Annotated in this window: 22 protein-coding genes, 1 pseudogene and 1 riboswitch; of the genes and pseudogenes, 13 read left to right on the top strand and 10 right to left on the bottom strand. The window is 35.7% G+C overall.

Annotated elements, in window-relative coordinates:
• Nucleotides 1-138 precede the first annotated feature (138 nt).
• Both BCER98_RS22840 and BCER98_RS03935 read left to right on the top strand, forming a co-directional pair.
• Nucleotides 139-312: pseudogene (locus BCER98_RS22840) on the top strand (YheC/YheD family protein); the annotation flags it as partial.
• A 245-nt stretch (nt 313-557) separates the two neighbouring features.
• A complete protein-coding gene (locus BCER98_RS03935) occupies nt 558-1,991 on the top strand; it encodes a YheC/YheD family endospore coat-associated protein (RefSeq protein WP_011983794.1) in 1,434 nt (477 codons plus the stop codon).
• A gap of 63 nt (nt 1,992-2,054) precedes the next feature.
• On the opposite strand, the gene BCER98_RS03930 is transcribed toward BCER98_RS03935, so the two are convergent.
• Nucleotides 2,055-2,309, bottom strand: a complete 255-nt coding sequence (locus tag BCER98_RS03930; protein ID WP_011983793.1) for a hypothetical protein — start codon at nt 2,307-2,309, stop codon at nt 2,055-2,057.
• A gap of 265 nt (nt 2,310-2,574) precedes the next feature.
• Here BCER98_RS03930 and sasP point away from each other — a divergent pair, with 265 nt between their 5' ends.
• Entirely contained in the window at nt 2,575-2,778 is a 204-nt protein-coding gene (sasP, locus tag BCER98_RS03925; protein ID WP_011983792.1) for a small acid-soluble spore protein, SasP family, read from the top strand.
• A gap of 50 nt (nt 2,779-2,828) precedes the next feature.
• On the opposite strand, the gene BCER98_RS03920 is transcribed toward sasP, so the two are convergent.
• From BCER98_RS03920 to BCER98_RS03900, 5 genes are all read right to left on the bottom strand, one after another.
• Nucleotides 2,829-3,563, bottom strand: a complete 735-nt coding sequence (locus BCER98_RS03920) for an amino acid ABC transporter ATP-binding protein (RefSeq protein WP_011983791.1) — start codon at nt 3,561-3,563, stop codon at nt 2,829-2,831.
• A gap of 28 nt (nt 3,564-3,591) precedes the next feature.
• On the bottom strand, nt 3,592-4,236 hold the full coding sequence (locus tag BCER98_RS03915; protein WP_370684819.1) for an amino acid ABC transporter permease: 645 nt from the start codon (nt 4,234-4,236) through the stop codon (nt 3,592-3,594).
• Nucleotides 4,237-4,276: 40 nt separating this feature from the next.
• A complete protein-coding gene (locus BCER98_RS03910) occupies nt 4,277-5,074 on the bottom strand; it encodes an amino acid ABC transporter substrate-binding protein (protein ID WP_011983789.1) in 798 nt (265 codons plus the stop codon).
• Between the two features lie 401 nt (nt 5,075-5,475).
• Nucleotides 5,476-7,476 (bottom strand): ABC transporter ATP-binding protein, encoded by a 2,001-nt coding sequence (locus tag BCER98_RS03905; protein WP_011983788.1) that lies wholly within the window; start codon nt 7,474-7,476, stop codon nt 5,476-5,478.
• Entirely contained in the window at nt 7,473-9,227 is a 1,755-nt protein-coding gene (locus BCER98_RS03900) for an ABC transporter ATP-binding protein (protein ID WP_011983787.1), read from the bottom strand. Before BCER98_RS03900 ends, BCER98_RS03905 begins: the two co-directional genes overlap by 4 nt.
• A gap of 769 nt (nt 9,228-9,996) precedes the next feature.
• Between BCER98_RS03900 and BCER98_RS03895 the strand changes: the two genes are divergently transcribed.
• The 5 genes from BCER98_RS03895 to BCER98_RS03875 all read left to right on the top strand — a co-directional run bounded on the left by BCER98_RS03895 (nt 9,997) and on the right by BCER98_RS03875 (nt 15,376).
• The gene (locus tag BCER98_RS03895) at nt 9,997-11,436 is read left to right on the top strand and encodes an NADP-dependent glyceraldehyde-3-phosphate dehydrogenase (protein ID WP_011983786.1); all 1,440 of its coding nucleotides are present in this window, start codon (nt 9,997-9,999) and stop codon (nt 11,434-11,436) included.
• Nucleotides 11,437-11,591: 155 nt separating this feature from the next.
• Nucleotides 11,592-11,813: a hypothetical protein gene (locus tag BCER98_RS03890; RefSeq protein WP_041809471.1), complete on the top strand. Its 222-nt coding sequence runs from the start codon at nt 11,592-11,594 to the stop codon at nt 11,811-11,813.
• A gap of 273 nt (nt 11,814-12,086) precedes the next feature.
• Nucleotides 12,087-12,268, top strand: a riboswitch (Lysine riboswitch).
• A 149-nt stretch (nt 12,269-12,417) separates the two neighbouring features.
• Complete coding sequence (locus tag BCER98_RS03885) at nt 12,418-13,833, top strand: amino acid permease (RefSeq protein ID WP_011983785.1); 1,416 nt, start codon at nt 12,418-12,420, stop codon at nt 13,831-13,833.
• Between the two features lie 53 nt (nt 13,834-13,886).
• Nucleotides 13,887-15,101: an ABC transporter permease gene (locus BCER98_RS03880; protein ID WP_011983784.1), complete on the top strand. Its 1,215-nt coding sequence runs from the start codon at nt 13,887-13,889 to the stop codon at nt 15,099-15,101.
• A gap of 26 nt (nt 15,102-15,127) precedes the next feature.
• Nucleotides 15,128-15,376: a hypothetical protein gene (locus BCER98_RS03875; protein ID WP_011983783.1), complete on the top strand. Its 249-nt coding sequence runs from the start codon at nt 15,128-15,130 to the stop codon at nt 15,374-15,376.
• A 100-nt stretch (nt 15,377-15,476) separates the two neighbouring features.
• Here BCER98_RS03875 and BCER98_RS03870 read toward each other — a convergent pair whose 3' ends face one another.
• Nucleotides 15,477-15,968, bottom strand: a complete 492-nt coding sequence (locus BCER98_RS03870; protein ID WP_011983782.1) for an Lrp/AsnC family transcriptional regulator — start codon at nt 15,966-15,968, stop codon at nt 15,477-15,479.
• Between the two features lie 204 nt (nt 15,969-16,172).
• On the opposite strand from BCER98_RS03870, the gene BCER98_RS03865 reads away from it, so the two are divergent.
• The gene (locus tag BCER98_RS03865; RefSeq protein ID WP_011983781.1) at nt 16,173-17,081 is read left to right on the top strand and encodes a DMT family transporter; all 909 of its coding nucleotides are present in this window, start codon (nt 16,173-16,175) and stop codon (nt 17,079-17,081) included.
• 16 nt (nt 17,082-17,097) lie between these two features.
• Here the strand turns inward: BCER98_RS03865 and BCER98_RS03860 are convergent, their stop codons facing one another.
• Nucleotides 17,098-18,168: a DUF871 domain-containing protein gene (locus tag BCER98_RS03860; RefSeq protein WP_011983780.1), complete on the bottom strand. Its 1,071-nt coding sequence runs from the start codon at nt 18,166-18,168 to the stop codon at nt 17,098-17,100.
• 273 nt (nt 18,169-18,441) lie between these two features.
• Between BCER98_RS03860 and BCER98_RS03855 the strand changes: the two genes are divergently transcribed.
• The 4 genes from BCER98_RS03855 to BCER98_RS03840 all read left to right on the top strand — a co-directional run bounded on the left by BCER98_RS03855 (nt 18,442) and on the right by BCER98_RS03840 (nt 23,567).
• Nucleotides 18,442-18,834, top strand: coding sequence for a transposase (locus tag BCER98_RS03855; RefSeq protein ID WP_011983779.1), 393 nt, complete (start codon nt 18,442-18,444; stop codon nt 18,832-18,834).
• Nucleotides 18,835-19,035: 201 nt separating this feature from the next.
• Nucleotides 19,036-19,386 carry a DUF3139 domain-containing protein gene (locus BCER98_RS03850; RefSeq protein WP_041809469.1) on the top strand — a complete coding sequence of 117 codons (351 nt, stop codon included), beginning with the start codon at nt 19,036-19,038 and terminating at the stop codon, nt 19,384-19,386.
• A 178-nt stretch (nt 19,387-19,564) separates the two neighbouring features.
• A complete protein-coding gene (locus tag BCER98_RS03845; RefSeq protein WP_011983777.1) occupies nt 19,565-20,836 on the top strand; it encodes an IS4-like element ISBce12 family transposase in 1,272 nt (423 codons plus the stop codon).
• Nucleotides 20,837-21,251: 415 nt separating this feature from the next.
• Nucleotides 21,252-23,567: a DUF3238 domain-containing protein gene (locus tag BCER98_RS03840; RefSeq protein ID WP_011983776.1), complete on the top strand. Its 2,316-nt coding sequence runs from the start codon at nt 21,252-21,254 to the stop codon at nt 23,565-23,567.
• Between the two features lie 571 nt (nt 23,568-24,138).
• Here the strand turns inward: BCER98_RS03840 and BCER98_RS20585 are convergent.
• Both BCER98_RS20585 and BCER98_RS21610 read right to left on the bottom strand, forming a co-directional pair.
• Nucleotides 24,139-24,351 carry a transposase gene (locus BCER98_RS20585; RefSeq protein ID WP_237701329.1) on the bottom strand — a complete coding sequence of 71 codons (213 nt, stop codon included), beginning with the start codon at nt 24,349-24,351 and terminating at the stop codon, nt 24,139-24,141.
• Complete coding sequence (locus BCER98_RS21610) at nt 24,348-24,944, bottom strand: transposase (protein WP_011983775.1); 597 nt, start codon at nt 24,942-24,944, stop codon at nt 24,348-24,350. Before BCER98_RS21610 ends, BCER98_RS20585 begins: the two co-directional genes overlap by 4 nt.
• Nucleotides 24,945-24,969 lie beyond the last annotated feature (25 nt).

Genomic DNA, 24,969 nt, shown 5'->3' with positions numbered 1-24,969 from the left:
CTCCCTTTCGTTTCTCCAAGTATATAGCTAAGAAAAAATAGCATATCGTTATATGGACAACAGTATAATAATATAAAAACTTACTGATTATGTACATCTTTTCTCATTGCTAGCATCATAGGCAAAGGAGTGATTTCGTTGGTTTTCGGACTTTTCCCGTCAAAGCTTTATCATGAATGAACGTACTACACCGAAATCGCTAAAAAAGCATACCTTTCTTACAATGTTGTTGCTCAGTTTACTCTATTTGATATCAATTTAAACACTGAATTGATTACAGGTCTTATGTATGACACAGATGCAGGAAATTGGAACTTTCTATTATAATGGACAGAAATGGAGCGATTTGGTTTATACATGTGAATCTAAGACCAGCTTATGAACTTTAGGACAGTAACAACCCGATTGATGAGAGTTCATAATCAGTGGGGATAAAAAAACTCCCACTGATTCAAGTTCCCTTTATCCCTTATAAACAAGCTTTAACCGAAGACATCTTTCATAATCCGCTTCGGGTTAGTCGCTTTACTCCATAATGAAGAAAGGAGGTTATTTCATTGAAAGAACAAACCTATACACTACACATTTCAGAAAAACACCCAAATTCGATAACATTGCCTTACATATTCTCTAACAATCGTTCCCTTTCATCTCTATCTTTTGGCATTCGCAGCGTTTCATTTACAAATATTGAGACGCACTATACGCTTGCAAATGAAATTACAATTGGAGAGCAACTTTCACAAAATCTTCTGCTTCCCCCAGTGCCAACGATTCACGCCTTTATGCAAGAGGAAACGATTATCCTTGGTCCGTTACTTGGCATTTTCACGACTGGGTTCACTGAATCAAAGATGGCACCTTTAGGAAGCCGTTCCACTATTTTTACTGATTTACTTATGCCATCCTTCACATTACAGCCGTTCGCTTTTTTATTTGGTCCGCAGCATATCGACTGGGATGAAGAAACAATTGATGGATTATTCTTTTTGGAAGGAAAATGGGAGCAACATACAATTCCATTCCCAAATGTCATTTATGATCGCTTACCAAATAGGAAGGCAGAATCTTATAAACCTATCGCTCGAGCAAAAAAACGATTGCAAACCAAATATACGATTCCGTGGTTTAATCCTGGTTTTTTTGACAAATGGGATATTCATAAACTACTGATGAAAGAAGAAAACATTGCTTCTTTCTTACCTAGAACAGAATCATTTCAACACTTCGAACAAGTAGAAAGATTTTTATCCACCTATAAGTATGTCTATTTAAAACCGATGCATGGTAGCTTTGGGCGAAATATTTATCAAATTTTTTATTCGCAAACAGAAAACAAATATTATTGTCGTTATCGTCAAAACGAACAAAATAAATTTCGAAAGTACAATTCTTTAGAAACACTTATGAACCATATTTTAAGCGGACATGACTTAAAGCAATTTATTGTGCAGCAAGGCATCCCTTTATTGCGTTTTGATGGCCAACCGATGGATTTTCGCATTCATACAAATAAAAATCATTTTGGAAATTGGCAAGTTAGTACAATTGTTGCCAAAGTGGCCGGCAGAGGTAGCATGACAACCCATATGAATAGCGGTGGAAACGTGAAACTTTTACACGAAATTTTCGCAGATCCAACAGAACAAGTTCGAATAACGAATATATTGTCTCATGCTGCCTTAACGCTCAGCTCTGTTTTAGATCAACATATTTTAGGAAATATTGGCGAGATTGGCTTTGATATTGGTTTAGATAAAGACGAAAACCCGTGGTTATTTGAAGCAAACTCAAAACCAGGCCGAAGTATATTTCAAGAGGAGAAATTAAAAGAACAAAGCGAGCAAACGAGACAATTATTTTATGAATACGCCTTATATTTGACTGAACATGCTTTTGCATTCCCAAAAATAAAGACGCAAAAAAATGAAACGGAGTTACCTAAAACGGACTTACCGTCCACTCCGCTCATTTTAAAACGAGAACGGTAAGAAACAGGAGCTTTATGATGGCTCCTGTTTTTATTATGTTATTTCCTATTTGTATCCTCTTAGTTAGTATGCCCCGCGAAGTTCGATCACCATTTCAGTATCTATATTACATGTTGCACAGTAAAACAGATGCGTGCAATAGCGCTCAGAATTCTGTGCTGTTAAACCATCTACAGCAGTTAATAGCTCTTGATCCATATAGGGGCTGTAATCATCTATATAATCCACAACTTTTCCATAATCTTGGAGTACATTTTGACAAGTTGGACAAGAATATGTTTGAGCATCTAATGCATTACAAAGTGGACATATCATCATCATTCCTCCGTGTCATTCGCCAATTAAGGCATCTTTATCATTAGTGTGACCTTCTTTTCTAAAAATACAACGTTTGCTGTTTTTTTCAGCCCACTTCTTTTTTACAAAATTTACAAATTATTATTTCGCATATCTTTCTAGGTAACATCCATACTATGAATACATTCACCTCAAACAATGGATTAGCGCCGAACGGGGCGATTCTCTGGTTCAATCCCAGCTAATCCAACCAAAATTTTCTATACTCTAAGGAGGATATATTCCTATGGCAAACCAAAATTCTTCAAATCAACTAGTAGTACCAGGAGCAACAGCTGCAATTGATCAAATGAAATATGAAATCGCTCAAGAATTTGGTGTACAATTAGGAGCAGATACTACAGCTCGTGCAAACGGTTCTGTTGGTGGCGAAATCACAAAACGTTTAGTTGCAATGGCTGAGCAAAGCCTTGGCGGATTCCAAAAATAAATATATATGGCAAAAAAGGTCTCAAGGCATTCGCCTTGAGACCTTTCTTACTACTGTAGCATTTGTAAAAATTTCTTTGTACGTTCTTCTTTCGGATTTGTAAATACTTCTTCTGGATCTCCTTGTTCGACGATCACACCGCCGTCCATAAAAATCACCCGTTTCGCAATTTGATGAGCAAAGCGCATTTCATGCGTGACAATCACCATTGTCATTCCTTCTTTTGCCAGTTCTTTCATTACTTTTAAGACCTCTTGTACAAGTTCAGGATCTAGCGCTGATGTTGGTTCATCAAATAGTAACACCTCCGGCTCCATCGCAAGTGCACGTGCAATTCCGACACGTTGCTGCTGACCACCTGAAAGCTGGAATGGATATAAATCCATCTTGCCACCAAGACCAACTTTTTCAAGAAAATACGCTGCTTTTTTCTTCGCTTCTTCTTTCCCCATCTTTTTCACTGTGACAAGCCCTTCCATTACATTTTGAAGCGCTGTGAAATGAGGAAATAAGTTATGATGTTGAAACACCATACCAGTTTGTATACGAAGATTAACAATATCCGTCTTTGTAACCTTTTTTGAGAAATCTAACTCTTTTTTACCGATGCGAATCATGCCTGCACTCGGTGTTTCTAGCACGTTCAAACAACGTAAAAATGTTGTTTTACCAGAACCAGATGGCCCAATAATGACAACAACTTCACCTTTTTCAACGGATAAATCTATATGCTTTAGTACGGTATTTTCACCGAAACTTTTTTGTAAATGTTGAATTGAAATCATAAAAATAAAAACTCCTTTTATGAAAGGATTATTTTAGTATATAGCGTTCCGTACGTTTTTCTAATATTTGTTGCACAATGGATAATAAGAAACAAATCACCCAATACATAAGTGCAGCTTCGAAATATACAATTAAAAACTCATAGTTCATCGCTGCAATTTCCTGCGCTTTTCGAAACATCTCTGTAACTAAGATTAAGGAAGCAAGTGATGTATCCTTCACTAAACTAATAAAGGTGTTTGAAAGCGGCGGAATGGATACGCGCGTCGCTTGCGGTAAAATAATACGTTTTAACGCTTGCGTGTACGTCATACCCATTGTGTAAGCTGCTTCCCATTGTCCTTTCGGAATGGACAAAATAGAAGCGCGAATAATTTCAGATGCATATGCACCAACGTTTAATGAAAATCCAATTACTGCTGCTGTATATGGATCAATTTCGATTTGTAAAGTTGGAAGACCATAGAAAATAAGAAACAATTGTACAAGAAGTGGTGTTCCGCGAATAATAGATACATAGATACGAGCAATCCATTGTAATATACGACTATTTGAAATGCGTGCAAGTGCCGTCAAAGTCGCCAAAATGAGACCGATGATAAATGTTATAATTGTCAATGGAATTGTCGTAAAAATGGCTTCCTTCAGCATAGGCATGAAGGAAGCTTGCATAATATCCATCCACGTAGAGAAACGATCTAGGGTGAATACATTACTTAGATACATTTTCACCGAACCATTTTTTCGCTATTTTGTCATACGTACCATCTTTTTTCATATCTTCTAACGCTTTATTTACTTCTTGTACTAATTTACCGCTGCCTTTGCGGAATAAAAATCCACTTTGTGATGCTTCTTTTTCTGTATCTACAATTTTAATGTTCGCATCTTTTTTCGTTTCTAAATAGTTCAGTACGGATAACTTATCATTAATTGTGAAATCAACGCGTCCAGAATTTAATAATTCAGCAGCTTGGCTAAATCCTTCTACACCGACGATTTCTGCGCCATTTTTCTTAGCGATGTCCGCGTAGTTACTTGTTAAAGATTGCGCCGCTTTTAGCCCTTTCACATCGGTGAATGTAGCTGGCTTATCTTTATCTTTCGCAATAACTAACGCCGCTGAAGAAGAAACATATGGGTTAGAGAAATCATATTTCTTTTGGCGGTCCTCGCGAATTCCTACTTCATTCGCCACCATATCAAAGCGTTTTGCATCTAAACCTGCAAGCAAGCTATCCCATTGCGTTTCTTTAAAGACAGGCTTTACACCTAAACGCTTTGCAACTTCTTCTGATAGTTCAACGTCAAATCCAGTTAATTTATTACTCGTATCATGGAATGTAAATGGTGGGTATGTACCTTCTGTACCAATTACAAGTTCACCGCTTTGTTTAATTTTTTGTAATGCATCTTGACTAGCTGTATCTTTTTTCTCTTCTTTGCCACAGCCTGCCACAATCCCAACTGCTAAAGTAGCTACCGCAAGCACTGAAAATAATTTCTTCATGATCTAATCCTCCAAGTATTCTGATAGGAATTTTAAAAAACTATATTGATTGTATGCAATCTTGAACAATTTTTCAATGAAAATGTTCGTCATTAGTGTATCCTTTTTCTTCATAATCAAACAAAAAACACATATTACACACAAAAAATAAGTAACATTTTTTAATATAGCATTAATTATAACGAAGGTAAAACAATACCTCTTCTCTCTATACAAAAAAATTCTCTTTTTCATCTAAAAAAGAAAAAGCAATACAAATAAGATATAAGATTTCTTCATCTCATACCGACCAGTCGACAAAATCCACACCTTTTTCTCTATTAAAAAAAGAGCTTACTACAGAAGCAAGCTCCTTCAACATATCATAAGGAATAGAAAGCGTGATAAATACTCTTTGAAATTTAAGCACTTTGACTTCCTTCTAATTGTGTTTTGTACATTTCATAATAGCGCCCTCGTTGTTTCATGAGTTCATCGTGCGAACCTTTTTCAAGAATTCGGCCGCGATCTAGCACAATAATTTGGTCTGCACTTTTAATCGTCGACAGGCGGTGGGCAATAATAAAAGTCGTTCTTCCTTGTTTTACTACTTCTAATGCCCTTTGAATCATCGCTTCTGTCTCCGTATCAATACTAGAAGTTGCCTCATCTAAAATTAAAATAGCTGGATCAAAAGCTAATGCACGCGCAAATGATATTAATTGACGTTCCCCAGCCGAAAGCGTACTCCCTTTTTCTGTAATTTCTTCATCTATATGATTCGCAAATCGCTCAGCACCAACGTCTCGCAATGCTTTTATAATCCGCTCCTTTGAAATGTTTGGATTTTCCAAGCTTACATTAGAAGCAACGGTTCCACTAAATAAAAACGGATCTTGCAAGACAATACCCATATGTTCACGAAGCGCCTGTTTTGGCATCTGCTTCACATCGTGACCATCAATCGTAAGCTTCCCTTTTTGAAACTCATAAAATTGAAACAGTACGTTCATAATCGAACTCTTTCCGGATCCAGTATGGCCGACAAACGCTACCGTCTCACCTTGCCTTGCTTCAAAGGAAATGTTTTGTAGCACGTCGTCTTTTCCATTATAAGAAAATGACACATTATCAAATTTCACATGTCCACATAAGCGCGGAATACGCTCTTCCTTGAGCACTTCTCCTTTTTCCTCCAATAATTCAAAGACTCGCTCTGAAGCAACGCGCGCTTGTTCTAAGTTAGCAAGCTGGTTCATCATATTCGTAATTGGCGAAAAAAGCCTTGTTAAGTAGTCAATAAATGCATATAAAACTCCTAAAGAAATTATCCCGGCAGCGCTTAAAGAAGCACCTCCAAAATACCAAATCACCCCTGTAAAGGCAATATTTCTTAATACACCGACTAAATTATGTGACGTTGCTGCATTTAAGTTTAAAATTTTATTTTGATATTTAAAATAATCTCTGTTTAATTGTTCAAACTCTTGTTGTGTTCCACGCTCTTGGCGGCACGCTTGAATCATCGTCATCCCTTGAATCGATTCATTGACCATTCCATTAATATCGGATAAACGAGAGCGCATTTTATGATTGTATACAGAAGCATACTTTCGATAAAGAACCGCCCAAATGATTAAAATGGGGATAATGAGTAAACATAACAGCGCTAATTTTATATCGAGTAAAAATAACGCCACGAAAATCCCAATAATATAAATAATACTGGAAGCAAATGTTGCGAGCACCGTTACATATAAATCACGAATCGCCTCTGTATCATTCGTAACGCGAGAGACAATTTTCCCAGCTGGCAAACGATCAAAATAGCGAATCGGCAATGTTTGAATATGAGAAAAGACATCTTCTCTCATCATTTGAATAATTTTATTCGCTGCTTTCTGTAAGAAAAACTGCTTTCCATATGAAAATAAGGATACAACAACTAATAAAGCAAAATATCCACCACCAAGCAGTAGGAGCCTTTTTATTTCTGGCTTATAAAACGCGTATATTTCCTCTTTTGTTAATGGCTTCGCTTTATATACTTGCACCGCTTTCCCATTTTGAATGGTAACCATATTATTTTTTACAACGCGTGACCCTTCGAGATTCATTTTACTCGGTACAAAATAGTACTGAAACCCAACTTGAATAACGTGAACTTCTTTTCCCTTTTTCTCGCCTTGTTGAAAGCGGTCACTCCGCTTATAGTAAGCACCGTTATAGAAAACGGTATCATCGCCCTTTCCTGTTTCATACCACGGCTTTTCTATTCCAACAATATGATCATCAATCATCGTCTTGGCAACGAAAGGACCGGCGAGCTCAGCGATAACAAAAATAAATAACATCGCTAGCGCTGCAAAAATCGTACCTTTTACCTTCATTGCGTATTGAAATAATCGCTTGGAAATACTCATATTTTCACCCCACCTTCTATCATTTCACCTTGCTGTCTTTCAAACTGCTTTCGATACCATCCTCCATTTTGGACAAGTTGTTCATGCGTTCCTTCTTCAATGACCTCACCGTTATCCATAACAAGAATCCAATCCGCATGTTGCACAGCAGATAAACGGTGCGTCGTTATAATAGTCGTTTTTCCGCTTCTCTCCGTTCGAATATTTTCAATAATCGCTGCTTCTGTTCGCGCATCAACAGCCGATAACGAATCATCTAAAATTAAAATTTCCGGATTTTGAATAACAGCTCTTGCAATCGAAATTCGTTGTTTTTGTCCACCAGATAAAGAAACTCCCTTTTCTCCAACGAGCGTTTCTAAACCTTCAGGTAAAAATTCTAAATCCTTTTTAAACGCAGCAATTTCAATCGCTTTCCAAAGATCCTCTTCGCTCGCTTCTCTATTTCCAAATAAAATATTTTCTCTTGCTGTTTTTGAAAATAAAATATGCTCTTGTGGGACATACCCAATCCAACTTCGTACTTTTTCAATTGGAATTCGATTAAGTGGCACATTGGAAATGGTAATGTTTCCTTCTCCAAGTGGGTATTCACGAAGAAGCTGTCGTACAATCGTCGTTTTCCCGCTTCCTGTTTTCCCAACAATTCCAAGTGTCTCTCCTTGTTTTAACGAAAACGATACTTGCTTTAAATTTACTTTTGCTGATGAAGGATAGGAAAAAGAAACATGATCAAACTGAATCTGCTTCGGTTGCTGAATCATCTGTGGGTTCTGTGGATTTTTCACATCAGGCTCATACGCTAACGTCTCATTCACGCGATCTAATGAAGCATTCCCGCGCTGCATAACATTAATTAATTCACCGATTGCAAACATCGGCCAAATCATCATTCCTAAATAGACGTTAAACGAAACGAGCTCACCTAGTGTAATTGTTGTCTGAAACACAAGATATGCCCCGTACACTAAACCAATTAAGTAACTAAGACCAACAAGCATTTTCACAGTTGGCTGGAATAACGCATCGATGCGAGCTACTTTCATATTTTTTTCGTACACATCATCTCCTAAATGTTGAAACCGTTCTTGATCTGCCCTTTCTTGAACATACGCACGAATCACTCGTACACCAGCAATCGATTCGAGTACTTTATCGTTCATATCTCCGAAAGCATCTTGAGCAATTGTAAATCTCTCATGCAGTTTCTTCCCATATACATTCATCGCATATGCCATAATCGGAAGTGGGATAAGCGCCGCAAATGTAAGTTGCCAACTAATGGAAAACCCCATCATAAATACAATAGTGAGCATATATAAACTTGAATCAACGAGCGTTAATATCCCGAATCCAGCTGTGATGGAGATTGCTTTTAAATCATTCGTCGCGCGCGCCATTAGATCACCTGTGCGATTTTTTTGATAAAAGGTTGGCGTCATTTTCAGCAAATGCCCCATAAATTTTGAACGCATCGTTTTCTCGAGTACAAATGCCCCACCAAATAATTGATGTTGCCAAATAAAGGTCAGAACATATCCACCGATTGTAACTCCAAATAAAACCCAAATATACGCAAGAATCGTTCCATTTGTTAAAGATCCTGTTTTTATTTGATCTATCGTTAAACCAAGCACTTTCGGAGGAATAATCTCAACGATATTAACAATTAAAAGTGCTCCAATTGCAATGCTGTACCTCTTCCAATGTTCTTTAAAGAACCATCTTAACTTTTGTAATACTGAAAACAATGTAATCTCTCCCCTCTTATTCCAGCTTGACTGCAAGCACTTTTAGATTAAAAAACATACATCACATGTTTTCACCTTCTCTTTTTTATAAAGTGAAACCTACATGAATGAGGATTTTCTCCATCCCCTACTGATTATGAGCCTTCACCAATCGGGTTGTTACAGACAATAAAACTCCCGCCCCCCTCTTCTTTGCTTCCTCCCTGACTCTTGCAACGGTCGTCTTACTGCCCGAAAATAGCAGATAAAAGCCATAAAAAAATATAATAACCCCTCATTATAAAGACAAAAAAAACGCATACCGCCGCTTGACGATATGCGAAAATGCATAAAAGCGTACGTTACGATATTACGCAACGCACGCTTTCAAAAACAAAAAAGCCTTATCTTTCCGTACAGGTTGCGCAATGATATGAATGTTTCATTTCAACTTTTCCTACAGTTAACTTCATCATATTTACCATTACAATCATCACGCACACCTCCTTCTTTCATTTTCTATTTTTTAATTTTATAACTTAGCGGACTTTTCTGTCAATTATTTTTTTACATAATTGTAAAATAAACTTGAAAGAATACTGTATTGATATAACAATGACATATTCTATATGCGACTTGAAAAGGAAAAAAATGATTGTAAAAAAGAAATATAAAATATATTTTTAATAAGAAATCGTTTTCACAAACATTTTATTTGAAATATATTCTTAAACCGCCTACAATCACCATATACTCACTCTTACAAGTTGCTATTTTAGGAGGACTAATCATGACAACTAGCAATACGTACAAATTTTATTTAAACGGAGAATGGAGAGAAAGCTCTTCTGGTCAAACAATTGACATTGTATCTCCGTATTTACACGAAGTAATCGGTAAAGTACAAGCAATTACTCGCGATGAAGTAGACGAAGCGATTGCATCTGCAAAAGAAGCACAAAAAGATTGGGCAGCGGCATCTCTACAAGATCGTGCAAAGTTTTTATATAAATGGGCTGATGAGCTCGTAAATATGCAAGATGAAATTGCCGATATTGTAATGAAAGAAGTCGGTAAAGGTCATAAAGATGCGAAGAAAGAAGTTGTTCGTACAGCAGATTTGATTCGCTACACTGTAGATGAAGCACTTCATATGCATGGCGATAGTATGATGGGCGATAGCTTCCCAGGTGGTTCGAAATCGAAACTTGCAATTATTCAGCGCGCACCACTTGGCGTTGTGTTAGCCATTTCACCATTTAACTACCCAGTAAACTTAGCTGCTGCAAAAGTTGCACCAGCTCTAATTATGGGGAACGCAGTTATCTTTAAACCAGCAACACAAGGTGCAATTAGTGGTATTAAAATGGTTGAAGCGCTTCATAAAGCAGGACTTCCAAAAGGACTTGTAAACGTTGTAACAGGACGTGGTTCTGTAATTGGCGACTACTTAGTCGAACATCCTGGCATTAATATGGTATCGTTCACAGGTGGTACAAATACAGGTGCTCACTTAGCGAAAAAAGCTGCTATGATTCCACTTGTATTAGAACTTGGCGGAAAAGACCCAGGTATCGTATGCGAAGATGCTGATTTAACTGAAGCTGCAAAACATATCGTAAGCGGTGCATTCTCATATTCTGGTCAACGTTGTACTGCAATCAAACGCGTGCTTGTACATGAAAATGTAGCGGACGAGCTTGTAAGCTTACTAAAAGAGCAAGTTGCTGCATTATCTGTTGGTTCTCCAGAACAAGATAGTACAATCGTTCCATTAATTGACGATAAATCAGCTGATTTCGTTCAAGGTTTAGTTGACGATGCAGTAGAAAACGGCGCAACAATTATTATTGGTAACAAACGTGAGCGCAACTTAATCTATCCAACAATTATCGATAACGTAACAGAAGAAATGAAGGTGGCTTGGGAAGAACCATTTGGTCCAATCCTTCCAATTATCCGCGTTTCTTCTGATGAAGAAGCAATTGAAATTGCAAACAAATCTGAGTTTGGTCTACAAGCAAGTGTCTTCACAAAAGACATTAATAAAGCATTTGCAATTGCAAACAAAATCGATACTGGTTCTGTTCAAATTAACGGACGTACAGAACGCGGCCCTGACCACTTCCCATTCATCGGTGTAAAAGGCTCTGGTATGGGCGCACAAGGTATTCGTAAAAGCCTTGAGTCTATGACGCGTGAAAAAGTAACTGTATTAAACTTAGTTTAATCTTATATGTAGAAGCCAATCTAGTTTTAGATCGGCTTCTTTTTTATTCAAAGCTATTTTCGTAAACATCGTTGTTTTTTATAAAATGAAATTTTCATGTGATTTGTTGTATAATATATATGGAATTATTTTGCAGATTGGTCGGAGGTAATTTTATGAATTTGCTTAATATCTCTTTTATAATATTGATAATGGCAGGATTATTATTGGTTATTTATGGATTGCAGAAAAAATCCCAATTATCAATGTTCTTTGGTGGGATGGCCTTCTTAGCACCAATATTTTATTTCATTAGTTGGACTCCCGTTTTACCTTTTGTTGCCCCGATTGCATTGATAATTTCATTTCTTGGGAAGAAAAAAGGTAAAAACGCTTAAACAGACTCTTTAAAGGGTCTATTTTTTATACACACTTTAACATTTCAACTGTTGTATCATTACGCTGAAATAAGCATTTTCCTATTTCGAGCCAACGGTACTAATAAAGATAATTGTCCAAATATTTCATAGCACCCCGTTGAAAACGCACTAGCCATTCTTAATCACAAACTCTTCTCTATAATCTGATTATTGCTATATCCATTGACGTATAAAAATTCATTTGTTACCCTTGTTTATGTTAATTAAATACATAAATCCTCATTCGTATCTCGGTGAGGTAGAGGTTGCAGTCATTAAGAGTATCATTTTAGGAGATGGAGTGGCATCGATGAATAAATGAGAAAGGAATGATTGCCGAAGTAAGATGTGTCCACTATGCACACTTGCTGGGTCTGCTATTTAATAAATGCAGAACTGTCACAAACAACTGTTTGTGGAGAGCTATCGAGAGGTATGTCGTGGGTTTCCTATAAGATAGAAAGCACGTGCGACGATCGTAGGTGTTTTTTTTGTTTTGTACGAAGCTTGCCTTACTTCCTTTTCGGAAGACATACATATCTCCTTGCTTGACTTGGTTATACTAACTTTGGAGGTATTTTTTATGCAACAGAAAAAATGGGGCTTTTGGGTACTAACAGCATTTGTTGTCGGCAATATGGTTGGCGCTGGTATTTTCATGGTGCCAAGTACATTAGCACAAACAGCAAGCCCTCTTGGTGTTACGTTAGCTTGGTTAACAACCGGATTCGGTGTTTTAATGTTAGCCCTTGTTTTTGGCAATTTAGCAATTCGTCGTTCGGATTTAACGACAGGACCACAAAGTCACGCTTATGCTTTATTCTCATCACCTAAGAAGAAAAAAATGGCTGGATTCAGCATGGTGTGGGGCTACTGGGTCGCAAACTGGGCAAGTAATGTTGCCATTATTACATCTTTTGCAGGTTATTTATCGCTTTTCTTCCCAATTATGAAAGATACACGACTATTATTTACAATCGGTACTTTCGATGTGGAAGTTGGAAAGCTCATTACATTTTCCATGTGTTCTTTCTTATTATGGGGAACACATATCATTTTAACAAACGGTGTAAATGGAGCTGGAAAATTAAACTTTTTAGCAACAACAACAAAGGTAACAGGATTCCTTCTATTTATCATAGTAACTTTATTTGCATTCCAAGCTTCAAAGTTTGGACAATGGTACACACCAATTGTTGATAAAGAAGGTGTATCGCATGGGCTACTTTCACAAGTAAACTTAGCAGCTCTAACAACGCTTTGGGCATTTATCGGCATTGAGTCTGCTGTTCTTTTATCAAATCGGGCAAAATCCCCAAGAACAGTGAAACATGCAACCGTAGCTGGATTATTAATCACTGTTGCAATTTATTTAGGAATCACCATCTTAACAATGGGTGTTCTTCACATAGATAAATTGCAGATTTCAGAACGTCCATTAGCTGATGCATTAAATGCCGCTATGGGGCACGGCGGAGGAAAATTAATGGCGCTCCTTGCTCTTACTTCTCTCTTCGGTTCCATTTTAGGCTGGATTTTATTAAGCTCAGAAGTACCTTATCAAGCAGCAAAAGAAGGTTTCTTTCCTTCCTTCTTTGCGAAAACAAATAAAAAAGGAAGCCCCATTTATTCACTAAGACTGACAAATATTATGTCACAAGTTTTCCTATTCTCGACATTATCAGGTACAATCGCTGAAGCTTATACATTTGTCATTACGGTATCAACATTAGCTTACTTAATTCCATATCTCGTTTCACCAATTTTCCAATTAAAACTGGTTGTAACTGGTGAAACATATAAAAATGAACTAGGTTCCAGAATATTAGACGGAATCATTGCAGTCATTGCACTATGCTATGCACTATGGGTGATTAAAACGGGCTCTTCTGATCTAAAAACATTCCTTCTTGGAATCGGCTTATTTATAGTCGGATTTGCCTTTTATCCATTAATGAATCGCGATACAAAACAAAATAAAAGCGAGCAAGTTGCCTAAAGCAATTTGCTCGCTTTTATTTTCACTTTATAATAGAAATAGAGGTGAAAAACATGTCAATTGAAACATTATGGAGTGCTCGCTTTCAAAAGCATTTGCAAAACATGTTCACATATTTTACTCGTATGATCAATGGACTTTTGTATAGCTTTATTTTTCTCACATGTATCGGTGCTTATTATTACGCACAATTTTTAAAAACGTCTCCTTCTAAAGTCATCTCATTATTCATCATCGTTATTTTACTTACTATTATACTCATGAGATGCCCGGTTCGGACGTTTCTGCAGAAGCCTGATGCTGTCTATTTACTAGCGCTTGAAGAACAATTAACATCTTATTTTAAGAAAGCTCTTCTATATAATTATATCGTTCAGTTGTTCCCATTACTGTTCACTTTTCTTATCATCACACCGCTCGCCATGCAAATCTTACATATGACATTACCTTCCTTATGCACTTCCTTTTTCATTCTTATACTAGTAAAAGGATGGAATGTATACATACATTGGATATGGCAAGAGCGCCTTGAGAAAAACATATGGCTTACTGTCCGAGCAATTCTTAACGTACTCATTCTGTATACTCTTTTTTCTTATACAAACGTAATCGTACTCGGAAGCTTTTTTTTCTTTCTTGTCGTTACACTTTTATATACAAACAAACAACCGAAAAAGCAAATACCTTGGGACTATCTCATTCAGCAAGAAGAAAAGATGGACATTCATTTCTATCAATTTGCCAGCATCTTTACCGATGTACCACAACTGAAAAAACAAATAAAACAAAGGAAATGGCTTACTAGTTGGATTGAAGTACTCTTATATCAAAACCGAGAAACGTTTTTGTATGTAAATACACTATCTTTTTTACGTGCAAATGATTATTTCGGTCTATATATGCGGCTCACAATGATTGGCTCTTTCCTTGTTTATTTCGTACCAAACGTATTTGTAAAAAGTGCTCTCACTTACTGCCTCCTATATATGACATCAATGCAAATGCGCTCTCTATGGACATATTTTTCAAGAAATATGATTGTCGCATTGTATCCGATTGAAACGAATGAACGAATGCGTCAATTTCTTACACTTATCTCTTTTCTAGCAAGTATTCAACTGATACTATGTGCTAGCATCATCCTTCTATCTACGTGGCAAGTGCTACACATTTGTTTGTTTACAGTCATTGGCATAATTTATATCAAATATATGATTGTACCAAAAACAAAGAAACGAATTTCTTCATTACCTATAAGATTTAGTTAATCAACTCTTTAAAAGGAGCGATAAAAATGAATAAAAAATTTTTATGGTTAGCTTTGATTTTAAGTTTACTAGTAGTTGCACCATTTCGTTGGCACCTCGGCACTTCATTCCTCGTAGTCTTTATCGATATGATTACGAAGTTCTCTTTATACTTCATAGGAATAGTACTAGCTCTATACCTTATACAGTACTTAAAACAAAAAATCGAATACGAAAAACAAATACTACAGCTTTTAAAAGAACTGAAAGAGAATAAGAAAAAAGGTTCTCTTTAAATTTGAACCTCGAATATATCTAATGCCCCCAGATGCTTTTCAGTATGTGGGGGGCTTTTACTTGATGTTTTTTCATAGCGGCATATGTTGTAATAAAAGTTTATTTAAGATTTTTTGCATCCCATATCGGCAATACAGTAGAGTATTTAATTTCACGAAGCGCCAGACTTGTCTGTATTTTTGTAATGCCAAGCTTATTTAATTTTCTAATAAAACGTTCTAATTCTTTGCGATCTCGATTAGCTACTTTTAGTAAGTAATCGTATTCCCCTGTTAAACAATGACACTCTAACACTTCCGGCATAGATTGTAATTCTTTTTCTAACACTTCTAGCTTTTCTGCTTGATGAATGTTTGTACTCATAAAAATAAAGCATAACAAATCAAACCCAAGTTTTTCTTGATTTAAAATTGCAACTTGTCTATCAATAAATCCTTCATTCTCCAGTCTTTTAATGCGCGCATGCATTGCCGATGGTGATAAATTTACACGTCGCGCTAATTCCGCATTACTTACTTGTGATTCCTTTTGTAAAATATCGAGTATTTGGACATCTAAATCATCCAATACCTTAATAACGGAAGACTCCATCAAACTCCTCCTTTTTTCTTACCGATGATTCTTCGAAAAAACACATCACAACCATATGAAATACGAATTTTTTTCGTTAAATAGATGATTGACGAAATATTTTATTGAATTTTCACTATTATACAAAAGAACATATTAGATTTGAAGAAAAAATGCTAAAATGATTTACAATTCATTCTTATTTTGTAAAAGGGGTTTGAGGTCATGCCTTATTTTTATATTTTATTATTATTACTAACAAGCTTATTATGGGGAGGAAATTTCGTCGTTGGAAAATCACTTGTTGATTATGCTTCGCCGATGACACTTACAAGTTTAAGGTGGATTATCGCGATTGTTTGTTTATTACCGATTGTATGGCTGAAAGAAAAGAAACTCCTTCCGCCGCGTGCTGCTCTTCTGCCGCTAGTGCTAATGGGAATTACAGGAGTTGCTCTTTTTAATATTTTTCAATTTTTAGCGCTTGAGAACACATCCGCTACGAATGTCGGGCTCATCTCGACATTAAATGCAATTTCAATTGCCTTATTTTCTGCTTTATTTTTAAAAGAAAAGATTAATATGCTGCAAATTCTTTCTATGATTCTATCTTTTTTTGGGGTTCTTCTCGTTCTGTCAAAAGGGGATTTTTCCATTTTATTTTCATTACGTTTCAATAGTGGAGATGTATGGATGATTGCTGCCGTTTGTATTTGGGGCATCTACTCCGTTTGTAGTAAATGGGCAACGAAAACAATATCACCCATGCTAGCAACTTTCTATTCGGGAATTTTCGGTGTCATCCTATTATTACCTTTTCATATCCGCACATTTACTGTGACGAAAATCGATGCTTCCTTTGTGACTTCTTTGCTTTACACTGGGCTTATTTCCACTGTCGTCTGCATGGTCCTTTGGAATATTGGCGTGCAAAAATTAGGAGCGACAACGTCGGGAATCTTCTTAAATTTCAATCCTATTTTCACTGCTATATTAGCATTCCTTTTCTTAGGCGAAGCGTTAACATGGGTGCAAGTGTTAGGAACAGCAATTGTTGTGACAGGTTGTTATTTATTTTCTCATTTTAAAACTGCTACCTTGCAGCCGCGTACACCACTTGTGCGCAATCATTAAAGAAAACGCCGTGATGTTACGGCGTTTTTTTCACTCCTATAAGTTTCAATTTTTGTCCTGCCTTCACATAAGATAATAGCGGAATATCCTCCTTTACTACCTTTCCAACTACATTCACTTTTTCATCCTCTGGTAAATCTTGAAGCGTTATTTGTAACTCTCCTGCATATCGGCCATATAATTCGTTATCAATTATAATGCTTCCGCACTTTCGTTCCACTGTGTTCTCTGCTCGTAATCTAACCGGATTTTCTTCTCTTGATTCAACAGAACGAATGACATCACGTGCTGGATCAAACCGATTCGTATGTACTCTTTCTATTCTCTCTACTATCTTCTTCTCATTTATACAAGGTGTATAACGAATAGGAATCACGCCTTTTTCTGCACATGCAATGTCTTGTACACTTTGCAAACTCCCGCTTATATCCCCGATTGACACTTTATCTACACCACATTCTTGTACACATTCTAAATATGCCTCAAGCGGCCGCATATATCGGTGCTTTTCTAAAGTTGGTAGCCCTTCATATAACGGGCCCCGTTTTTCACCATCACCAGGAATAAAAGCCATCGTTTTCATTCCGCATTGATGTAGATAGTGATTTCGCTTTTGTAAAAACGATTTTGCTAATCCCGTTTCCGGACGCGGGTAAAAATTGTGCCATGCTTCTACGGAATCGACTCTTATATTCTCCTTACAAAGTTCCTCCCAAAAAGATGGTGTGATTGTACTTGCATTTAATGCGACTTTCATCTTACGAGATATATGAGCAATTTGCTTTGGCTCTATCCCATAATCCATACGTAAACCAGTAATTCCCCAGCCTACTAGCTCTTCTACATTTTCATATGAAACGCCTAAATGGTGTAATGATTTTGAAGATACATCTACCATTAATTCCATTTCATATTTTTGTGCCTGTCTTCCAAGTATTTGTATGAGTTCTTTATACGTATTCGGGTCATCTTCTGGTATATGAAGAGACGTAAAAATAGATGAAAATCCATTTTCCTTCGCAACTTTTAACCATTCTTCTTGTTTCTTTATTCCCTCTTTTGCAAGATAAATCGAAACTCCTAGCATATAAATCTTCCTTTCTATTAATAGAAAAAGGAGCTGTCCCATAAGTCGGTGAAACCGACTTATGGGCAGCCCTTTTATTTTTTGCACAAAAAAAATCGCCTCATCCTGTATAATTGTAAGCAACCAAACTAACAAAAAAACGAAAGCAGAGGCGATTTTTTTATGAGTAACCATTCAGTTACTTTTATTCATTATAACATTGGGCAATTGATTCTACCAATGGATTATAGCGATTGAATCCCAGAAAATCATGTGGCAAGAGTCATCCATGAGATGGTAGAACAAGTCAGTGATGATTTATTCTTTTCTCGTTATCAAGGGAGTAGCCGTAGGTCCTACCACCCAAAAATGATGACAAAAGTGATTCTCTATGCGTATACGCAAAAAATCTATTCTTGTCGTGATATTGCCAAATCCTTACGAGAATACCTACCAATGATGTGGTTATCTGGGCAACAAATGCCCGACTTTCGAACAATTAATCACTTTCGCTCAGAACAAATGAAAGATAGGATTGAACCTCTTTTCTCAGAATTAATTCAGCTCTTATTGAAACAAAACTACATATCTATGGAGAACTACTTTTTGGATGGAACAAAAATAGAAGAAAATGCCACTAAGTATTCTTCCGTATGGAAAAAATCAACAGAGAGCTATGAAGAGTAGTATTTTATATTTCTTAATGTATAAAATAATTTAACATGATAAGATAATATTTGAATAGACGTTATATTACTAAAATTAAAGTGGTTCAAGTTGGAAGAAGGCAACTCAGGTGTCTTTTATTTACTCCTAAATCTACAATTTACCGTATAATTCCCTTATTCTCATATAAAGGATAAATTAAAATAAGGAGGATATTTATACATAAAAAAAGGAGCTCTTATAATTACATCTTTATTACTTATAATTAGTTTATTTATAATCGGAAAAAGCATAATAGATCGTTATTTCATTACAGGTGATCCGAAATTAAGAGAAGAAACCATTATAGGTATAATGTGGAACTTAGAAGAAAAAGGCTATACGAAGTCAGATGTTTTAGAAATTAAGCCTTTTTTTAGTAGTAAAATAAATCAATACGGAGTATATATTAAATTTAAAGATGAACCCAACATATGGTACGAATACATACGTTGGGATAATCCTCATACAGGTAAAGTTAAATTTGAACAAGATTATAATGGCGAGCGAGGAAAACATACAGAATTAAAATAATATGGATTTAATTACATCGCAAAAAGCATATTAATGCATCTTATATATCTTATGTATATTTTCTTCTAAAAAAAGCACTCCTACAAGTCATAGCCATCAAGTTAAGGTTACGTATGTATAATTTTCAACAAAAACAGCCATCCTTTCATGGAGTATCCATGAAAGGATGGCTGTTTTTATGTCTTCAATGAATCTTACGGAAGAACTTCAATTATTAGAACCAGAACTAAAAGGTACATTTTCACTTTCCTTTTTAGAATCACTTGCACGAAAAACAGGAATGATTCAACGTGCAAGGAAATGTAAAGCACAGGATATCGTTTCTTTATGCGTTTTTCTAAGTAAAACAATTGGTACAGAATCATTAGCTAGTCTTTGTACCAAATTAAATGAATCAACAGGCGTTTCCCTATCTTCTGAAGGACTGAATCAACGTTTTATCCCTCATACCGTTCAAATTTTTAAACGAATTTTTGCAAGGCTATTCCATCAGAATATTTGTCCAACTCCATTGATAGTAGGGAATTTTAAACAAATTCGAATCTTAGATTCTACCATGTTTCAACTTCCCAAGCACTACGCTCATATATATAAAGGTTTTGGTGGTGGTGGATCAGAAGCTGGAGTCAAAATTCAACTGGAGTATGCTTTATTATCTGGAAACTTTCTTCAAATGGATGTGAATCATGCAGTTAGTAATGATAATGCATACGGACAAACTCGAACAGATGCATTAGAACCAGGAGATTTATGTGTCAGAGATTTGGGGTATTTTTATATTGATGATTTTAAGAAAATGGAGGAAAAGCGAGCTTCTTATATTTCGCGTATCCGTTGGAATACACAAGTATATAGAAAAACAGAGGACATGTGGGAACTGATTGATATAGAAGCCACTTCAAAACAATTAAAAGAGGGAGAACATATCGAGTTGCCTTGCGTATATATTGGATTTCATCAAAAACAAGTAACACGTTTGATCATCTATAAATTAACAAAGTCTGAACATACGAAGCGATTAGAACGGCACAAAAAAGAAAAAAGACGAATGCCTACATACGCAAGTGGAATCAACTTATTTATTACAAATATAAAAGAAACAGATATGAAAGCACATGAGATTTATCAATTCTATTCCCTTAGGTGGCAAATTGAAATTTTGTTTAAAACATGGAAATCTATTTTAGGTATTCATGCGGTTAAAAAGATAAAACTCGAACGATTCCAGTGCCATTCGTATGGACAGTTGATTGCGTTATGTCTTATCGCAAGTATAACTTATAAAATGCGGAGACTCATATGGGAGAGGAAACATAAAGAAATCAGTGAATATAAGGCAACATATATTATATATTTATTTTCCAAGTATACTCGATGTGCTGTTCACATCCTGTCGAGACATAATTCCCATTCTTATCAGATTATTCGAAGACCTGTCGAAAAATGGTAGGAAGGCGCATCGGTATACCAAATATTCACCATTTGATATTCTTGGCATCACTCAAGAATATACAAATTCACTTCAACACATCGCTTAAAAAATAAATATGTTGAAGTCTTATTTGAGTATGTCCAAATATAGAAACTTGTATTCTATATCTAACAAAAACATTCCAGATGCTGAAAGCATCTGGAGTGTTTTTGTTAACTTGATGGCTATGCTCCTACAAGTACTTTTTTTAACCTAGCTAATACTATTAATTACTTAACCCCAGGTTCCTCCTCTACCAATAAAGTATAGCGCTAATTTATGTTAAGTAAATAAGAAGTCTGCTTGTATTTTATTGAAACCCCTACTAAAATATGACATTATATAATATGTATTTCTATTTTATATAATATTTTTCTGAAGGAGGAAAAAGGTATTGAAGAAGTATTTTTCAATTTTCATGTTATTATTTTTAGTTATTCCTTCATTTAACAACATTTCTTTTGCAGAAGAAACAGTAGTTAAACAGCCTTTAAACAAATGGTTCTATGCATATAATGAGCCATCGTTTAATTCTCAAAAGTCTAATGGAGGCAATCAATTTGGACCACAAATAGCTTTAGGTGTTAAAGAGAAGCGAGCGAATGGTTGGTGGAAAGTAGTTACTTATGAAGGTGATAAGTGGATTAATCCAGACGGAGAACTTAAAGCTTTTGATAAGCCATTTTTAGTGTTCTACGAACCATCGTTTGCATCTCAAAAAGGAAATATGGAAAAACCGTATAATCCTACTACTATTAGAGTAGTTGATGGAAATACTGCAGGTTGGTTAAAAGTCCAAACTTGGGAAGGCGACAAATGGATGTATCCAGATGTTACAGAGACAAGAGTAGTTGATCATAACTTTTATGTTTATAACGAACCTTCTTTTACATCAGCTAAAGGGAATGGGGGCAATCAATTTGGGCCACAAAAATTCCTTGCTGTAATGGAAAAACGTCAAGATGGCTGGTGGAAGGTAGTAACTTGGGAAGGTCCTAAATGGGTTGCATTGAATGGTGCTAAAATGTATATACCACAAAATCTATATTACGCATATAATGAACCTTCGTATTCTTCTGATTTTGCAAATGGTGGAATTCCATATGGGCCACAGACCGTCAAGGTTTTAGAAGAGATTCCTAATGGCTGGTTAAAGATAGCGACATGGGAAGGTGATAAATGGATTAATCTTATTGGAGAGAAAGTATGTAAGAAGATTAATTCAAATGTTCAGCGTGCATCTATTTCTAAAACAGAACTAAGTAGTAATGAAAAACAATTAAATACCAATGGAGAAAATGTGGATGTAGTGAGTTCTTCAGACTCTATCCAATTGTCTTGGAACAAAAGGAACATTGTAGCTAATTATAAGTTGCAAAAATTCAATGATAATAATCAATGGGAAGAAATTTGGAATGGTTCTGATACAAAGTTTACTGTTTCAGATTTGGAATCTTCTAATTCGTATGCGTTAAAATTAATTTCGTATGATAATCAGGGAAATATCTTAAATGAAAGTAAAATTAATGCTGTCACGTTAAAAACAAAAGAGGACAAGCAACAAGTTCGAAAAGCATTTTTAAGCCCAGAAAAAGCTAATGTCAGTATGGCAGCTGCAAATGAAAATGATAGTAAAATACTTTATCCAATGACAGATGCTTATATAAATACGGTTGAATCTGGCGGAATGGTAAAAGTAACGTGGGGAAATGTACCAACTGATGGGAATACTTATCAAGTTTATAAAAATGGTCAGTATGTTACAACAACTAATAAAAATGAATTTATAGAATCCCAAAGGTCAGTTGTTCAAAAAGCTGCTGTAAATAAGGCAGATAATATATCTTCAAAAGATGATCCGTATAGAAATTATTATGATATTAAAGGTTTTAAGAGTGTTCCTGCAGAAAAGATTGAAGAAAAAGTAAATTCTCTAAAAGCATCTGATATTAATCTTACAGAACATCAAAAAAATGAATTAGGATGCGAAGAAAAGGAAATTTCTACATATGTAGATAAACCAGGATGGAGTGCAATGCAGAAATCAGCTCAATCTCCATCAAAATATATGGCGGCTGATACTTTTGATTTTGGATATTTATTTAGATATCAAACATTTATTCCAATGGCTCAAGTGGAAGGACCACTCGGATCTGGTTACAAATATTTTGAAGGTGACACAAGAAGAAGATTTAGTTTCTTCTCAGATCAATTCCGAACGAGGTTAGATGTTAAAGTTACTTGGAAAATGAAACCAGGTGGAGCTTGGGTAGGCACCCCTGCAGAATTCAGTTCTAATAAGGAAACTGGTTGGACTCACGGAGTCGATAATAATAATGTATCTAGAAAAGGTAAAGCAAATGCTAATACTGATTTAACTTATAAAGTTATATCTGCAACGCCTACACAAGCTAATTTTATAATGAGAGTTGCATCTTCAAATCCATTAGTTAAAGGAGCGCCAGATATAGATGCGCTTGCAGCTGTAACTCTTAATAGAAATGGTAGTGGAGCAACATCAGGTTTCCATGATAGAGCACCAAACCATGAATTTTATAATGCGCTATACTCAGGAGCTAAGCCTCGGTTTGATAATGTAGTAACTCTTCATACAGCTACATTGCATCCAGTATTAGAATTTTGGGCTCTATTTCCAGGTGTATCTACAGTAGAATTTTTAGCAGTATTTCCAAGGAATACAGTTAATTAAGATCATACTAAGATATAGTAAAAACTCAGTTGCTGGAGAGCGCTGAGTTTTTACTAATAATGTTATATTTTTAATTACTTTTGATAGCTATATTGAAATAGAGATGAGGTGCACTTGATTGAAGAAATTCTTGGTATCCTATGCATATTCAGTATTAAGCTTGCTAATCATTATAAATATAATCCAACAGTATAATTACGTGCTGTTGGAGGGGAAATCTAAATACAATATATTTATTGATGTCTATGTTAATACAATCCAAGCAACATTAGCTGCATGTATTTTGGGAGCCCCAATGGTTTTATTTGGTTGTATTTTAGGTGAACTACTGTTCAGGTATATTATTTTATTAAATAAATATAACTTTATATTTTCTGTTATAATATATATTTTTTTAGGATCAGGATTGATTAGTATTTTTTTATATTTGGGATATCCCACTTCTTACGAATATCTAACTACTATGGATATAGCTCAATATATGTTAATGACCAGTATTTGTTCTGTTACATTTTTTATGAGTAGGAATAGATATGAGAAAAGGAACTGTCCCAAAAGCTCCTTTAAATGACTAAAACCCACGGAGAAAATGTATTTTCTCCGTGGGTTTTGTTATTTTTTCGATTTTCTTTCTCAAACGAGCGGTTTTTTCCACCTGTTTGAGGAAGTTGTGGGCTATGGCAATCAACCCAAACTCAATCGTTACTTTTGCCAATCCTCGTAACGAGAATCGACGGAACGACCGATTGCCCTTGATATGACCGAACGTACTTTCTGCTTCTATCTTTCGCTTGGCGTAGATTTGTGCTCCTTCGTCAGACCAAAGGCTTCGTTTTGCTTTCGCGTTTCATTCTTCATACACTGGGTTGTAGTGTACTTGGCGATTTCCCTTCGCTTTTGTACATTTCTCTTTGAATGCTTCGAACACTCTTCACATTCATATATTTTAAAATCTCTTGTATAACTGTAGGAATCGGTACGTTGTAAATACTGTTTAAACATTACTTTTCGGTTATTTGGACAAATATAATAGTCGTCGTGTTCTTTATATTCCCAGTTACTTGCGTGGCGAATCTCCTTTTTATATGAAGGGGATTCTTCTTTTCTCATCATAGGTGGGGGAATCAATACTTTAAATTCTTGCTCCTCCGCATATACATAATTCGTTTCACTTCCATATCCCGTATCAGCGACGCTCCTTGTCGGGAAAGGCAAATTTGATTGTGCCAATTTCTCCAAATATGGTGCGAAACAACGCGTATCTGTTGGATTTTGATGAAGTGAATATCCGATAATAAACTGATTTTCCGTTCCTACTTGTACATGATATCCTGCTTTCAATTGACCATTGTTCATATGATCTTCTTTCATGCGCATAAACGTGGCATCTGGATTTGTTTTC

The organism is Bacillus cytotoxicus NVH 391-98, assembly GCF_000017425.1.
Classification (GTDB): domain Bacteria; phylum Bacillota; class Bacilli; order Bacillales; family Bacillaceae_G; genus Bacillus_A; species Bacillus_A cytotoxicus.
Note: the sequence above shows the minus strand (reverse complement) of the source record. Positions and strands in the feature narration are given on the sequence as shown.

Excerpts from the sequence above, each read along its gene's own strand:
- BCER98_RS03930 (WP_011983793.1), bottom strand. The coding sequence starts at position 2,309 with ATGATGATATGTCCACTTTGTAATGCATTAGATGCTCAAACATATTCT.
- sasP (WP_011983792.1), top strand. The coding sequence starts at position 2,575 with ATGGCAAACCAAAATTCTTCAAATCAACTAGTAGTACCAGGAGCAACA.
- BCER98_RS03920 (WP_011983791.1), bottom strand. The coding sequence starts at position 3,563 with ATGATTTCAATTCAACATTTACAAAAAAGTTTCGGTGAAAATACCGTA.
- BCER98_RS03915 (WP_370684819.1), bottom strand. The coding sequence starts at position 4,236 with ATGCAAGCTTCCTTCATGCCTATGCTGAAGGAAGCCATTTTTACGACA.
- BCER98_RS03910 (WP_011983789.1), bottom strand. The coding sequence starts at position 5,074 with ATGAAGAAATTATTTTCAGTGCTTGCGGTAGCTACTTTAGCAGTTGGG.
- BCER98_RS03905 (WP_011983788.1), bottom strand. The coding sequence starts at position 7,476 with ATGAGTATTTCCAAGCGATTATTTCAATACGCAATGAAGGTAAAAGGT.
- BCER98_RS03895 (WP_011983786.1), top strand. The coding sequence starts at position 9,997 with ATGACAACTAGCAATACGTACAAATTTTATTTAAACGGAGAATGGAGA.
- BCER98_RS03890 (WP_041809471.1), top strand. The coding sequence starts at position 11,592 with ATGAATTTGCTTAATATCTCTTTTATAATATTGATAATGGCAGGATTA.
- BCER98_RS03885 (WP_011983785.1), top strand. The coding sequence starts at position 12,418 with ATGCAACAGAAAAAATGGGGCTTTTGGGTACTAACAGCATTTGTTGTC.
- BCER98_RS03880 (WP_011983784.1), top strand. The coding sequence starts at position 13,887 with ATGTCAATTGAAACATTATGGAGTGCTCGCTTTCAAAAGCATTTGCAA.
- BCER98_RS03875 (WP_011983783.1), top strand. The coding sequence starts at position 15,128 with ATGAATAAAAAATTTTTATGGTTAGCTTTGATTTTAAGTTTACTAGTA.
- BCER98_RS03870 (WP_011983782.1), bottom strand. The coding sequence starts at position 15,968 with ATGGAGTCTTCCGTTATTAAGGTATTGGATGATTTAGATGTCCAAATA.
- BCER98_RS03865 (WP_011983781.1), top strand. The coding sequence starts at position 16,173 with ATGCCTTATTTTTATATTTTATTATTATTACTAACAAGCTTATTATGG.
- BCER98_RS03860 (WP_011983780.1), bottom strand. The coding sequence starts at position 18,168 with ATGCTAGGAGTTTCGATTTATCTTGCAAAAGAGGGAATAAAGAAACAA.
- BCER98_RS03855 (WP_011983779.1), top strand. The coding sequence starts at position 18,442 with ATGGTAGAACAAGTCAGTGATGATTTATTCTTTTCTCGTTATCAAGGG.
- BCER98_RS03845 (WP_011983777.1), top strand. The coding sequence starts at position 19,565 with ATGTCTTCAATGAATCTTACGGAAGAACTTCAATTATTAGAACCAGAA.
- BCER98_RS21610 (WP_011983775.1), bottom strand. The coding sequence starts at position 24,944 with ATGCGCATGAAAGAAGATCATATGAACAATGGTCAATTGAAAGCAGGA.